Source organism: Caballeronia sp. AZ1_KS37 (genome assembly GCF_023631165.1).
Lineage (GTDB): Bacteria > Pseudomonadota > Gammaproteobacteria > Burkholderiales > Burkholderiaceae > Caballeronia > Caballeronia zhejiangensis.
Genome location: NZ_JALQDP010000006.1, coordinates 41,500 through 54,794 on the forward strand (window position 1 = coordinate 41,500; position 13,295 = coordinate 54,794).

Below are 13,295 nucleotides of genomic sequence, written 5' to 3' on the forward strand. Positions count from 1 at the left end.
GACCGTCCGGTGCCGCACTAATAAATACGGAGACAGCATGAGCGATTCGGCCAGGAGGCGCGCGAGCGTAAACGGTAACGATCAGTATGACTACATAGTGGTCGGGGCAGGATCGGCGGGATGCGCGGTCGCGAGCCGCCTTGCCGACCAGCAAGGGGTCACGGTCGCATTGCTGGAGACCGGCCCGGACGATCATCACTACACGGTGTGGGCGCCCGTCGGCGTGGCGAAGCTGGCGGTGAAGGAAAATGTGCGCAACTACGGTTATCACACGCTGCCGCAACCGTCGCTGAACAACCGGGTGTCGTTTCAGCCGCGCGGCCGCGGACTCGGCGGCAGCTCGTCGATCAACGGCATGCTGTATGTCCGCGGTCATCGCAACGATTACGATCGATGGGCGCAACTCGGATGCCGCGGCTGGAGCTACGAAGAAGTCCTTCCGTACTTCCGCAAGGCCGAGTCGAACGGCCGGATCCGCAATGGTCTCGACGACGCCTTCCACGGCGCGCAAGGCCCGCTGCACGTCTGCGATCAGCGCACGCTCAATCCGTTCAGCCAGCGCTTCATCGACGCCGCGTTGCAGGCGGGCATGCGGCTCAATCACGATTTCAACGGACAGCATCAGGAAGGCGTCGGGCTATATCAGGTCACGCAGTACAACGGCGAGCGCTGGAACACCGCGCGCGCGTATCTGCATCGCGGCGACGCAGCCGATGCATCGCTCTGCGGCGGCCGCGACTCGCTCTCGGTGATGACCGGCACGATCGCGCTGCGCATCGAGTTCGACGGCAAGCGGGCGACCGGCGTGCGCGTCGTGCGCGATGGCGTCGAGCGCAGCCTGCGTGCGCGTCGCGAGGTCATCGTGTGCGCGGGCGCGTTCAATTCGCCGCAACTGCTTCTGGCATCGGGAATCGGCCCGGCCGCGCATGTGCGCGAGATGGGTATCGATGTCGTGCACGATCTGCCGGGCGTCGGCGAGAACCTGCAGGATCACATCGACATCACGATCAAGAAGGCCGTGCCGACCGCCGATCTCTACGGCTACTCGTGGCGCAACATCGCGCGCATGATTCCGGAGCTGATGCGCTACAGGCGCGACCGCACAGGCATGTTCGCATCGAACATCATCGAGGCGGGCGGCTTCACGCGCAGCCGCGAAGGGCTCGCGGAACCCGATCTGCAGTTCGCGTTCATTCTCGCGCTCGTGGGCAGCCGTGGCGACGGCGCGGGCAGGAAAGCGCCGCCGGGATACAGCTGTCACGCGACCAACCTGCGCCCGAAAAGCCGTGGCGTGCTTCGCCTCAAGTCGCGCGACATGCGCGATGCGCCGCTCATCGATCCGCGCTATCTGAGCGTGGAATCCGACATGGACAACCTCGTGACCGGCGTGCGGCTCATTCGCCGGATTTTCTCGCAGCCCGCGCTTGCGCAAGCGGGCGGGCGCGAGCTCATGACCGACGATTTCGGCCCCGGCGAGGGCGATGAGCGCGCCATTCGCGCTTACATCCGCCAGCATGCGGACACGCTCTTTCATCCGGTCGGGACATGCAAGATGGGCGTCGATGAACTCGCGGTCGTCGACCCCGACCTGCGCGTGCGCGGCATCGATGGTCTGCGCGTGGCCGACGCCTCGGTCATGCCGACGATCATCGGCGGCAACACGAACGCGCCGACCATCATGATCGCGGAGAAGGCCGCGGATCTCATTCGTGCCGCCGTCTCCACCGAGACGCGCGTCGAGGCAATCTAATTCAGCGGGGAACATCGCATGCAAAACGGTGACACACAGGCGCTGCCGAAACCTTATCCGCCGTCGCTGCCGGCGACCGCGGCGACGCGCGCGGCGCACGAGCGCGCGCTGCACGAACTGCCTCCCGACGATCCCGACGAGGAAGCGGACGCGCGGCGCGGATTCATCGGCACGGTGCCGGACGCCGAGGTGCGCGGCGCATATGGCCAGCTCGTCTGGAGCCTCGCGGACTACGCGTTTCTGAACGAGCCCGAGGCGCCCGACACCGCGCATCCGTCGCTGTGGCGTCACGCCCGCATCAATTCGCTGCACGGCCTTTTCAAGGTGACGGAGCGCATTTATCAGGTGCGGGGTTTCGACGTCTCGAACGTCACGTTCATCGAGGGCGACAGCGGGCTCATCGTCATCGATCCGCTGACATGCAAGGAAACCGCCGAGGCCGCGCTCGCGCTCTATTGCGCGCATCGGCCGAAGCGTCCGGTCGTGGCCGTCATCTACAGCCATAGCCACGCGGATCATTTCGGCGGCGTGCGCGGCGTCACGAATGACGCGGATGTGCAGGCCGGGCGCACGGCGATCATCGCGCCGGCCGGGTTCATGGAAGAGGCGGTGTCGGAAAACGTGATGGCCGGCCCGGCGATGGCGCGTCGCGCGCAGTTCCAGTTCGGCCACACGCTCGCGCGCAACGCGTGCTGCCAGATCGATGCCGGCATGGGCAAGACCATGCCGCGCGGCACGATCACGCTGATTCCGCCGACGCAGCTCATTCGCGAGCCGCTGGAGACGCATGTCATCGACGGCGTCGAGATCGTTTTCCAGCTGACGCCGGAAAGCGAAGCGCCCGCCGAAATGCATTTTTACTTCCCGCAGGAGCGCGCGCTCAATCTCGCGGAGAACGGCACGCGCTCGCTGCACAATCTGTGTCCGCTGCGCGGCGCGAACGTGCGCAATGCGCAACGCTGGGCGCGCTATCTGGGCGAATCGCTGGAGCGCTTCGGACGCCACGCGGATGTCGTGTTCGCGCAGCACAACTGGCCGACTTGGGGCCGCGAGCGTATCGCCGGATATCTCGAAGCACAGCGCGATCTATACAAGTATCTGCACGATCAGACCGTACGCATGATGAATCGCGGCATGAACGCGGCCGAGATCGCGGAGGTCATGCACCTTCCCGATTCGCTTCACGCGCTGTGGCACGCGCGCGGCTATTACGGCACGGTGTCGCACAACGTGAAGGCGATCTATCAGCAGTATCTGAGCTGGTACGACGGCAATCCGTCGAATCTGCACGCGCTGCCGCCGGAACTGGCGGCGCCGCGCTACGTCGAGTACATGGGCGGCGCGGATGCCGTGCTCGAACGCGCGCGCCGGGATTTCGGCAAGGGCGAATATCGCTGGGTCGCTCAGGTGATGAATCATCTCGTGTTCGCGCAGCCGCAGTTGCTCGAAGCGCGCGCACTGGGCGCGGCGGCGCTGGAGCAGATGGGCTATCAGGCCGAATCGGCGACGTGGCGCAATGCGTTCCTTCTGGGTGCGCGCGAGTTGCGGGAAGGGCATCGCGCGGCGACGCAGTTCGCGAGCCGCAGCCGCGACATGGTGTGCGCGATCACCGAAGACATGTTCTTCGACTATCTGGCGGTGCGTATCGACGGGCTGAAGGCACAGAATCTGGCTGCGCGCTTCGACTGGCGTTTCAGCGATGTCGACAAGCGCTTCTCCGTGAATCTGCAGCACGGCGCGCTGACGTGGTCCGCGCTGCCGTCTGCGTTGCCGCCGCACGCGCAGATCGACATGACGCGCGAGACGCTGAATCTGATCCTCTGCGGCGAAACCGGCTTCGCGGGCGCACTGCGCGAAGGTCAGATCCGCGTCACGGGCGATCTCGACGCGTTCAAGTCGCTGCTCGGCGCGCTCGAACAGGTCGACAACGACTTCAACGTCGTGGAACCGTAAGCGGCGCGTCGTTATCGCGTATCGAAAGGCCGGTGCGGGCGCGCCGGCCTTTCCCGTTTCGGGGCGCGCTCTTTATCGAACGGCTAAGATAGTCGGCCCAGACGAGCCTGAAACAAGGAACCACGCATGATCGATCTTCGCAGCGACACCGTCACCCGTCCCAGTCAGCCGATGCTCGCCGCGATGACCGCGGCCAAAGTCGGCGACGATGTCTGGGGCGACGATCCGACCGTCATCGAATTGCAAGGCAGGCTCGCGGAGCGCACGGGCAAGGAAGCGGGCCTGTTCTTTCCGAGCGGCACGCAGAGCAACCTCGCGGCGTTGATGGCGCATTGCGCGCGCGGCGACGAATACATCGTCGGCCAGCAGGCGCACACGTACAAGTACGAAGGCGGCGGCGCGGCGGTGCTCGGCAGCATCCAGCCGCAGCCGATCGAAAACGCGCCCGACGGCGCCTTGCCGCTCGACAAGATCGCGGCGGCGATCAAGCCGATCGACAATCACTTCGCGCGCACGCGTCTGCTCGCGCTCGAAAACACCATCGGCGGGAAGGTGCTGCCGGCGTCTTATGTCGCGGGGGCGACGCAACTCGCGCGCAGTCGCGGTCTGTCGACGCATCTCGACGGCGCGCGCGTATTCAATGCGGCGGTGGCATCGGACAAACCAGTCGGCGAACTGTGCGCGCCGTTCGACTCGGTTTCCGTCTGCTTCTCGAAGGGGCTGGGCGCGCCGGTCGGTTCGGTGCTGGTCGGATCGAAGGCATTGATCGATGTCGCGAGCCGCTGGCGCAAGGTGCTCGGCGGCGGCATGCGCCAGTCGGGCGTGCTGGCGGCGGCGTGTCTGTATGCGCTCGATCATCACGTCGATGGCCTCGCGCAAGACCACGACAACGCCGCGCATCTCGCCGCCGGCCTCGCACAGATCGATGGCATCAAGATTCAGTCGCACGCGACGAACATGGTCTTCGCGCAGATTCCCGAGGCGCATTGCGCGCGGCTCGAAGCCTTTCTGAAGGAGCGCGGCATCCTCACGCAGATGCTCTATGCGTCGCGCTTCGTCACGCATCGCGATGTGTCGCGCGCCGATATCGACACGGTCGTTCGCGCGGTGAAGGATTACTTCGCACGTTGAAGGTCGAATGAAAAATGCCCCGCTTCCGAACGAAGCGGGGCATTTCATTGCGCGCAGCGGCAAGCTTATTCGACAGCGCCGCCTGCAAACCACGCCGCCACCTTCTGACGCTCCGCATCCGTCATTTGCGTGACGTTGCCGAGCGGCATCGCCTTCAGCGTCACGGCCTGCTGATGCACGCGCTGCGCATTCTGCTTGATTTCCGCGGGCGTATCGAGCAGGACGCCGGCGGGTGCGCTGCCCATCATCGTCGGATGCGCGGAGTGGCACGTCGCGCAACGCTGCTGGATGATCGGCTGAATGTCGGAGACCTTGATCGTCGGCGCGCCTGCGGCCTGGGCGACGGGCACCGAAGGTGCGGGCATCGTCCATGCGAACGCGCCGAGCACCAGCACGAGACCCGCGACCGGCATGTACCACAGCACCTGGCCGCGATGGCGCATCACGAAGAACTGGCGAATCAGCGCGCCCGCCAGCATGATGAGCACGAGGATCAGCCAGTTGTACTTGTGCGTGTAGGTCATCGCGTAGTGGTTCGACAGCATCGCGAACACCACCGGCAACGTGAAGTACGTGTTGTGCACGGAGCGCTGCTTGCCGCGCTTGCCGTAGATCGCGTTCGGCGTTTCGCCCTTGAGCATCGCGGCGACCATCTTGCGCTGGCCCGGAATGATGACGAAGAACACGTTCGCCGACATGATCGTCGCGATCATCGCGCCGGTGATCAGATACGCCGCGCGGCCCGCGAACACATGGCACGCGATGAACGCAGCGATCAGCACATAGATGCCGACGCAGATGCCGAGCAGCTTGTCGTTGGTGCCGAGCACGCGGCACAGCGTGTCGTACACGATCCAGCCGGCCATCAAAAAGCCGAGCGCGGCCGATACGGCGACCACCGGACCCATGTCGAGCACGCTCTTGTCGATGAGATACGTGCTCGGCGCCATCAGATACAGCACGAAGAAGAGGCCGAAGCCCGACATCCACGTCGTGTACGACGGCCAGAACGACCAGTGCAGGTTTTCCGGCATGTCCTGCGGCGCGACGGAATACTTCTGCATGTGATAGAAACCGCCGCCGTGAACGTGCCAGAAATCGCCGAACACGCCGCGTCGGCGCGCGTTCGGGTCGGTTGGCGGTTTCAAACTGTTGTCCAGCGCGACGAAATAGAACGATTCGCCGATCCACGCGATCGCGACGATGACGTGCAGACAGCGCAATACGAGATTGAGCCAGTCGGTGACAAAGCCTTCCATGTACTCCTCCACTACCGATTCGTTATGTGCTTGTGGGGTTCAAGCGATGTTTTGGCTGCCGCTCAGCTTCCGCGATAGGTGCTGTACGCCCACGGCGACACGAGCAGCGGAACGTGATAGTGCGACGAAGCATCCGCGATGCCGAAGCGCAGCACGACGCGATCGACGAAGCGCGGCTCGGGCACTTTCACGCCGAGCGCGGCGAAGTAATCGCCTGCGTGGAACACGAGTTCGTATTCGCCGGTTTCGAAGTCGGCGCCTTCGAGCAGCGGCGCATCGGCGCGGCCGTCGTCGTTCGTGTGGATGGTCTTGATCGCGCGGCGGGCGTCGCCGTTGAGCGCGAACAGCTCGACTTTGAGGTTCGCGCCCGGGCGGCCGTGCGCGGTGTCGAGGACGTGGGTAGTGAGCTTGCCCATTCGCAGTTTCCTTGAGTTGTGCGAGATCCGGCTTTGCGCATCGATCCGAAATTCGGCACCTGATTACTCGAGGTGCGTCTGCGGCGGATCGAGGCTCCACGTCAGTGGCTACATACCCGTCGGCGTTTCAGATGCGCGCCGTGTACAGCATTGTAGGAATTCGAGACGCGCTGTGCGGCCGCGATAGGAAAGATAATGCCTGACGCATGACAGCGTCGCGTAAGCAAGACGCACGCGCTCGGAATCGCTTTTTGCCGATGCTACCCGCGCCAATAATCGGGAATATATTGCCGCCGTGAAGATGACTATGACTGTCGCTTGATTGCGTCCGATTTTTTGGCTGCGGACAGTAGCGGTGCGCGCAATATCCATGGATATTTGCCGCGTCCCGAAGACGGCGGCAGACGCTGGGTAACCGGGGCTTTTCACTGGTTTCCCAACTGTCTCTGGAGAGAGTTAGCTTATGCCACGCAGTCTTCTGGTCAAGAACGCCCACATGCTCGTCACGATGGACGAAGCGCGCCGCGAAATCGCCGATGGCGGCATGTATATCGAGGGCAATCGCATCGTGCAGGTCGGGCCGACGAGCGAACTTCCGCAATCCGCCGACGACGTACTCGACATGCGCGGTCATCTCGTGATTCCGGGCCTCGTCAACACGCACCATCACATGTATCAGAGCCTCACGCGCGCGATTCCCGCCGCGCAGAACGCCGAGCTTTTCGGCTGGCTCACGAATCTCTACAGGATCTGGGCGCATCTGACGCCCGAAATGATCCATGTCTCGACCCAGACCGCGATGGCCGAACTGCTGCTGTCCGGTTGCACGACGTCGAGCGATCACTTGTATATCTATCCGAACGGCAGCCGGCTCGACGACAGCATCGCGGCGGCGCGCGAGATCGGCATGCGGTTTCACGCGGCGCGCGGGAGCATGAGCGTCGGACAAAAGGATGGCGGCTTGCCGCCCGATTCGGTCGTCGAAAAGGAGGATGCGATTCTGAAGGATTCGCAACGCCTGATCGAGACGTATCACGAGGAAGGCCGTTACGCGATGCTGCGCGTGGTCGTCGCGCCTTGTTCGCCGTTTTCGGTGAGCCGCGAATTGATGCGCGATGCGGCGCTGCTCGCGCGCGAATACGGCGTATCGCTGCACACGCATCTGGCCGAGAACGTGAACGATGTCGCGTATAGCCGCGAGAAATTCGGCATGACGCCGGCGGAATATGCGGAGGATCTCGGCTGGGTCGGGCATGACGTGTGGCACGCGCACTGCGTGCAGCTCGACAAGGCGGGCATCGAGCTTTTTGCGCGCACAGGGACGGGTGTCGCGCATTGCCCGTGCTCGAACATGCGGCTCGCGTCCGGGATCGCGCCGATTCGCGCGATGCGCGATGCGGGCGTGCCGGTGGGTATCGGCGTGGATGGGTCGGCGTCGAACGATGGCGCGCAGATGGTCGCGGAAGTGCGGCAGGCGTTGCTCCTGCAACGCGTTGGGTTCGGGCCGGATGCGATGACTGCGCGTGAGGCGCTGGAAATTGCGACGCTCGGGGGCGCGAGGGTGCTCAATCGCGATGATATCGGGGCGCTTGCGCCGGGCATGGCGGCGGATTTTGTGTCCTTCGACCTCTCGCAGGTCGCGTTTGCCGGGGGGCTTTCTGATCCTGTCGCTGCGTTGGTGTTCTGTGCTCCGTCGCAGGTGTCGACCAGTGTTATCGACGGGAAGATCGTGGTGAAGGATGGGGTGCTTGCGACGGTGGATCTAGGCGCGGTCGTGGAGCGCCACAATCGTCTGGCGCGGGACTTGGTTCAGGCTGCTTCTTCGGGCTCTTGATCTTTCTTGGGGGCGTTGCGTGAAACCTGTGTTCGCGTCGGTCTTTTCGCACCGGGGCAACGCTAATAGACCGACGCGAACACAGGTTTCACGAACGAGCAAGGAAAGCGTTAAGGCTGATCGATCAACGACCGCGTCGCCTCGGCGACGAGCCCCCGCAACCATCGCACTTCATCCGAATAATGACACCGCTCATGCCACAACTGGTAATACTGCATCGGCGGAAAATCGAGCGGCGCGGGCACGACTGCCAGCGGCAAGAACCGCGCGTAATGGTCCGCGAACAGCCGCGTCGTCGTAAACACGAGATCCGACTTGATCAACACGTAAGGCGCGAGATTGAAGTACGGCAACGTAACGACGACATGACGCTTCAACCGTTCCCGCGCGAGATGCACGTCGATCGCGCCGCGCTGCCCGACGGAATAGGGCGTCGGCGCGAGATGCGGCGCGTTCAGGTACTGATCGAGCGTAAGCCCGCCGCGCTTCGCGAAAGGATGCGTATTGCTGACGAGACACACGATCTTGTCGACGAACAGATTGGAAAGATGCAACTGCTCGGGCGGCTCCGGCCAGTTGCCGACGACGATATCGAGTTTGCCGTCCTCCAGCGCGAGTTCGTAATCGAACGCCGGACCGAGCGAATGAAATTCGAGCGTGGCGTTGGGCGCGGCCTGCCTGAAGCGCTCGACGACAGTCGGCACGAACAGCACGTTCAGATAATCCGGACAGCCGATCCGATAGCACCGCACCGAAGTGGACGGGTCGAAATTATGCTGCTGAACCTTGATGCGCTCGATTTCACGCAGCGCGTTCTGCGTCGGCTCGAGCAGGCGCAGGCCATATTCGGTCGGCACCATGCCGGACTTGCCGCGCACGAGAAGCGGGTCGCCCGTGATGTCGCGCAAGCGCCGCAAGGCAGCGCTGATGGCGGGTTGCGACTGATTGAGCTTGACGGCCGCACGCGTCACGCTGCGTTCCATCAGGAGGGTATGCAAGACGCGCAATAAGTAAGTATCGATCGCCTCGCGTTGCTGACTCATGTTATCTCCACTATATGTTCTGGCTGATCGACGCAGGGGTGCGACATATCGTTTTTAATATGTTGCAAAAAATTCGTCAAGATGTGAGTTACCCGCGATGCCTGGGTTTGCGGGGCGCAACACATAATTTTGAGTTATCGACTTAGCGTCTCGATTTCTGTAAATTCTGCCCGCGATATGAGTTCGTGCGACATCACGCTGTCTTGCGCTCTCGAGCGGTAACTTTTTCCAGCCCGGCCTGCTCGGTGGCCGGGCGCATCTCTGGATCTCAATGGGCGACGCCATCTCCACGTCGACGACGCCACCGCGCCTGGCGTTGTCCGGTATCAGCAAGCAGTATCCGTCGGTCAAGGCGAACGACGGCGTGAATCTCGTCGTCATGCCGGGCGAAATCCACGCCGTGCTCGGCGAGAACGGCGCGGGCAAATCCACGCTGATGAAAATCATCTACGGCGCGGTGCGCCCGGATGAAGGCGAGATCCGCTGGCAGGGCGAGGCGGTCGAGATCGGCAGCCCGGCCGCCGCGCGCAAGCTCGGCATCGGCATGGTCTTTCAGCACTTTTCGCTGTTCGAGACGCTGACCGTCGCCGAAAACATCGCGCTCGCGCTCGACGAAAAGTTCGACATGAAGGCGCTCGGCAAGCGCATCCGCGATGTGTCGAAGGACTATGGCCTCGATGTCGATCCGCAGCGCCACGTCCACAGCCTGACCGTCGGCGAACGGCAGCGCGTCGAGATCGTGCGATGCCTGCTGCAGAATCCGCGGCTGCTCATCATGGACGAGCCGACGTCCGTCCTTACGCCGCAAGCCGTGCAGAAGCTTTTCAAGGTGCTGCGCCGCCTCGCGTCCGAGGGCTGCAGCATTCTCTATATCAGTCACAAGCTCGACGAAATCCAGTCGCTGTGCGAAAACGCCACCGTGATGCGCGGCGGTCGCGTGACCGGCAACGTCGATCCGCGCAAGGAGACGCATGCGTCGCTCGCGCAACTGATGGTGGGCCATTCGCTGCCCGACTACACGCGCCGCGAACACAATCCCGGCGACGTGCGCCTTGCGGTGAAAAATCTGTCGGTCGCGAGTCCGGACCCGTTCGGCACGTCGCTCGACAACGTCTCGTTCGGGGTGCACGCGGGCGAAATTTTCGGGATCGCGGGCGTGTCGGGGAACGGACAGGCGGAGTTGCTCGCGGCGCTATCGGGCGAAATCCGCGATAAACACGTCGCCGCCGATGCCGTGTCGATCTGCGGCAAGCCCGCCGCGCGTCTCACCGCGGGCGGCCGCCGGCGGCTCGGCTTCGCGTTCGTGCCGGAGGAGCGGCTCGGCCGCGGCGCGGTCCCGGCGATGTCGCTCGCCGATAACGGCCTGCTGACCGCGCATCGCGAAAACATGGTGCGCGGCGGCTGGATCAAGGCGGGCACGGTCAAGGCATTCGCGGAACGCTGCATCAAGTCGTTCGACGTGCGTTGCGGCGGCAGCGATGCGCTCGCGCAAAGTCTCTCCGGCGGCAACTTGCAGAAATTCATCGTCGGACGCGAGATTCTTCAGGAGCCGAAAGTGCTCGTGGTCGCGCAGCCGACTTGGGGCGTCGATGTCGGCGCGGCGGGTTTCATCCGCCAGCAACTGCTCGATCTGTCCGCGCGCGGCGTCGCGATTCTCGTGATTTCGGAAGAACTGGAAGAACTCTTCGATATCTGCGACCGGCTCGCCGTCATCGCGCGCGGCAAGCTCTCGCCGGTGCGCAAGACGAGCGAAACCAATGCGGAGGAGATCGGCCTCTTCATGGCCGGCCTCTTCGAAGGCAAGCCCGCGCCCGCCGTCGAATCCGACTCTCTTCAGAAGCACTAAAAGAACGATGATCTTCCCTTATCGACTCGAAGCGCGTCCGGCGCCCTCGCGCGTCATGCAGCTCGCGGTGCCGGTGGTCGCCGCCGTCGCGACGCTCGTCATCGGCTTTCTGATTTTCAGCCTCGTCGGACAGGATCCGCTGCGCGCGATGCATGCGTTCTTCATCGAGCCGCTCTCCAGCATCAACGGCTGGTCGGAGCTCGTGCTCAAGGCGTCGCCGCTGTGCCTGATCGGGCTCGGGCTCGCGGTCGGCTATCGCGCGAACGTGTGGAACATCGGCGCGGAAGGGCAGATGCTGCTCGGCGGCATCGTCGCGGGCGGCATCGCGGTCCATGTCGGCGATGCTTCCGGCTGGTGGACGCTGCCGCTGATGATGGTGGGCGGCATCGTCGGCGGAATGGTGTGGGCGGGCATTCCCGCGCTGCTCAAGAGCCGCTTCAACACGAACGAAATCCTGACGAGCCTGATGCTCACCTACGTCGCGACGCAGTTGCTCATCTATCTCGTGAGCGGTCCGTGGCGCGATCCGGAAGGCATGAACTTCCCGATCTCGGCGATGTTCGGCGACGACGCGCTCTTCCCGCGTCTCTACGGCGACTGGCACTGGACATGGCTGAAGGGCACGCGCATCAACGCGTCGGTGTTTCTGACGGCGATCGCGATTCCCTGCGTGTGGCTCTTCATGCGCAAGAGCTTCGCGGGCTTCCGGATGAACGTCGGCGGTCTCGCGCCGCTCGCCGCGCGCTACGCCGGGTTCTCCGACAAGAAGACGATCTGGACCTCGCTCCTGCTTTCCGGCGGCCTCGCGGGTCTCGCGGGCATGGGCGAAGTGGCCGGTCCGATCGGCCAGCTTCAGGCGGGCTGGTCGCCGGGCTACGGCTTCACGGCGATCATCGTCGTGTTCGTGGGGCGTCTGCATCCGGTCGGCATCGTGCTCGCCAGTCTGCTGATGGCGCTGCTTTATCTCGGCGGCGAAGCGGTGCAGACGTCGCTGCAATTGCCGCAAGCGCTCGCGGGCGTGTTTCAGGGCTTGCTGCTGTTCTGCCTGCTCGGTTGCGATCTGTTCGTGAATTTCCGCATCAAGCGCAGGACGCCTGCACATCACGCCGCTTAACGAGGTCGAGAAAAACATGGACATCAATCAAGCCAGCAATCTCGCTTCGAGCGCCGTGATCGCCGCCATCCCGCTGATGTACGCGGGCGCGGGCGAACTCGTCGCGGAAAAATCCGGCGTACTGAATCTCGGCGTCGAAGGCATGATGCTGATGGGCGCCGTCACCGGCTACGCCGTCACCGCGATCACGGGCAGCCCGTGGCTCGGCATCGTCGCGTCGGTGTTCGCCGGGCTCGCGATGGCGCTGCTCTTCGGCTTTCTCACCATCACGATGCTCGCGAATCAGGTCGCGACGGGCCTCTCGCTGACCATCTTCGGCATCGGCTTTTCGGCGTATGTCGGCAAGCCCTATACGTCGGCGGCGGTGCGCTCGACCATCGACGTGATGCCGATTCCCGGGCTGTCGAGCATTCCGGTGCTCGGCCCGGCGATCTTCTCGCTCACGCCGCTCGGCTATCTCGCGTTCATCATGTTCGCGGTGATCGGCTGGTTCCTCTACAAGACGCGGGCGGGGCTCGTGCTGCGCTCGGTCGGCGAATCGCCGGCGGTCGCGCATTCGGTCGGCTTTCCGGTCGTCGGCGTGCGCTACGGCGCGACGCTCTTCGGCGGCGCGATGGCCGGCATCGCGGGCGGCTATTACTCGATCGTCTATCTGCACGTCTGGCAGGAGCAACTGACGTCGGGGCGCGGCTGGATCGCGCTCGCGCTCGTCGTGTTCGCGACGTGGCGCCCGGGCCGGCTGCTCATCGGCGCGTTGCTCTTCGGCGCGGTGATGGCGCTGCAGTTCTACGCGCAGGCGATCGGCGTCCCGGTGCCGACGCAATTTCTCGCGATGCTGCCGTATATCGCGACGATCGTCGTGCTCGTGCTCATCTCGCGTAACCCGAACACGATCAGGCTCAACGCGCCCGCATCGCTCGGCAAGCCGTTCTTCGCGGCGAGCTGATGC

10 protein-coding genes are annotated in these 13,295 nt (G+C 64.0%); 7 read left to right on the top strand and 3 right to left on the bottom strand.

What is annotated here, in order from left to right:
• The first annotated feature begins 37 nt into the window (after positions 1 to 37).
• From NCS00_RS06390 to ltaE, 3 genes are all read left to right on the top strand, one after another.
• Positions 38 to 1,750 (top strand): GMC family oxidoreductase, encoded by a 1,713-nt coding sequence (locus NCS00_RS06390; RefSeq protein ID WP_250439639.1) that lies wholly within the window; start codon positions 38 to 40, stop codon positions 1,748 to 1,750.
• Positions 1,751 to 1,768: 18 nt separating this feature from the next.
• Positions 1,769 to 3,703, top strand: coding sequence for an alkyl/aryl-sulfatase (locus NCS00_RS06395; protein WP_250439641.1), 1,935 nt, complete (start codon positions 1,769 to 1,771; stop codon positions 3,701 to 3,703).
• Between the two features lie 126 nt (positions 3,704 to 3,829).
• On the top strand, positions 3,830 to 4,834 hold the full coding sequence (gene ltaE, locus NCS00_RS06400) for a low-specificity L-threonine aldolase (protein ID WP_250439643.1): 1,005 nt from the start codon (positions 3,830 to 3,832) through the stop codon (positions 4,832 to 4,834).
• Between the two features lie 65 nt (positions 4,835 to 4,899).
• Here the strand turns inward: ltaE and NCS00_RS06405 are convergent, their stop codons facing one another.
• Both NCS00_RS06405 and uraH read right to left on the bottom strand, forming a co-directional pair.
• Entirely contained in the window at positions 4,900 to 6,093 is a 1,194-nt protein-coding gene (locus tag NCS00_RS06405; protein WP_008350004.1) for a urate hydroxylase PuuD, read from the bottom strand.
• Between the two features lie 62 nt (positions 6,094 to 6,155).
• The gene (gene uraH / locus NCS00_RS06410) at positions 6,156 to 6,509 is read right to left on the bottom strand and encodes a hydroxyisourate hydrolase (RefSeq protein WP_008350002.1); all 354 of its coding nucleotides are present in this window, start codon (positions 6,507 to 6,509) and stop codon (positions 6,156 to 6,158) included.
• 463 nt (positions 6,510 to 6,972) lie between these two features.
• Here uraH and NCS00_RS06415 point away from each other — a divergent pair, with 463 nt between their 5' ends.
• Complete coding sequence (locus NCS00_RS06415; protein WP_250439646.1) at positions 6,973 to 8,343, top strand: 8-oxoguanine deaminase; 1,371 nt, start codon at positions 6,973 to 6,975, stop codon at positions 8,341 to 8,343.
• Between the two features lie 110 nt (positions 8,344 to 8,453).
• Here the strand turns inward: NCS00_RS06415 and NCS00_RS06420 are convergent, their stop codons facing one another.
• Positions 8,454 to 9,386 (bottom strand): LysR substrate-binding domain-containing protein, encoded by a 933-nt coding sequence (locus NCS00_RS06420; protein ID WP_008349998.1) that lies wholly within the window; start codon positions 9,384 to 9,386, stop codon positions 8,454 to 8,456.
• 271 nt (positions 9,387 to 9,657) lie between these two features.
• On the opposite strand from NCS00_RS06420, the gene NCS00_RS06425 reads away from it, so the two are divergent.
• From NCS00_RS06425 to NCS00_RS06435, 3 genes are read left to right on the top strand one after another with little or no spacing between them, the layout of a single operon-like run.
• Complete coding sequence (locus tag NCS00_RS06425; protein ID WP_008349995.1) at positions 9,658 to 11,232, top strand: ABC transporter ATP-binding protein; 1,575 nt, start codon at positions 9,658 to 9,660, stop codon at positions 11,230 to 11,232.
• A 7-nt stretch (positions 11,233 to 11,239) separates the two neighbouring features.
• Positions 11,240 to 12,346 (top strand): ABC transporter permease, encoded by a 1,107-nt coding sequence (locus tag NCS00_RS06430; protein ID WP_008349994.1) that lies wholly within the window; start codon positions 11,240 to 11,242, stop codon positions 12,344 to 12,346.
• Positions 12,347 to 12,362: 16 nt separating this feature from the next.
• A complete protein-coding gene (locus tag NCS00_RS06435; RefSeq protein ID WP_008349992.1) occupies positions 12,363 to 13,292 on the top strand; it encodes an ABC transporter permease in 930 nt (309 codons plus the stop codon).
• Positions 13,293 to 13,295 lie beyond the last annotated feature (3 nt).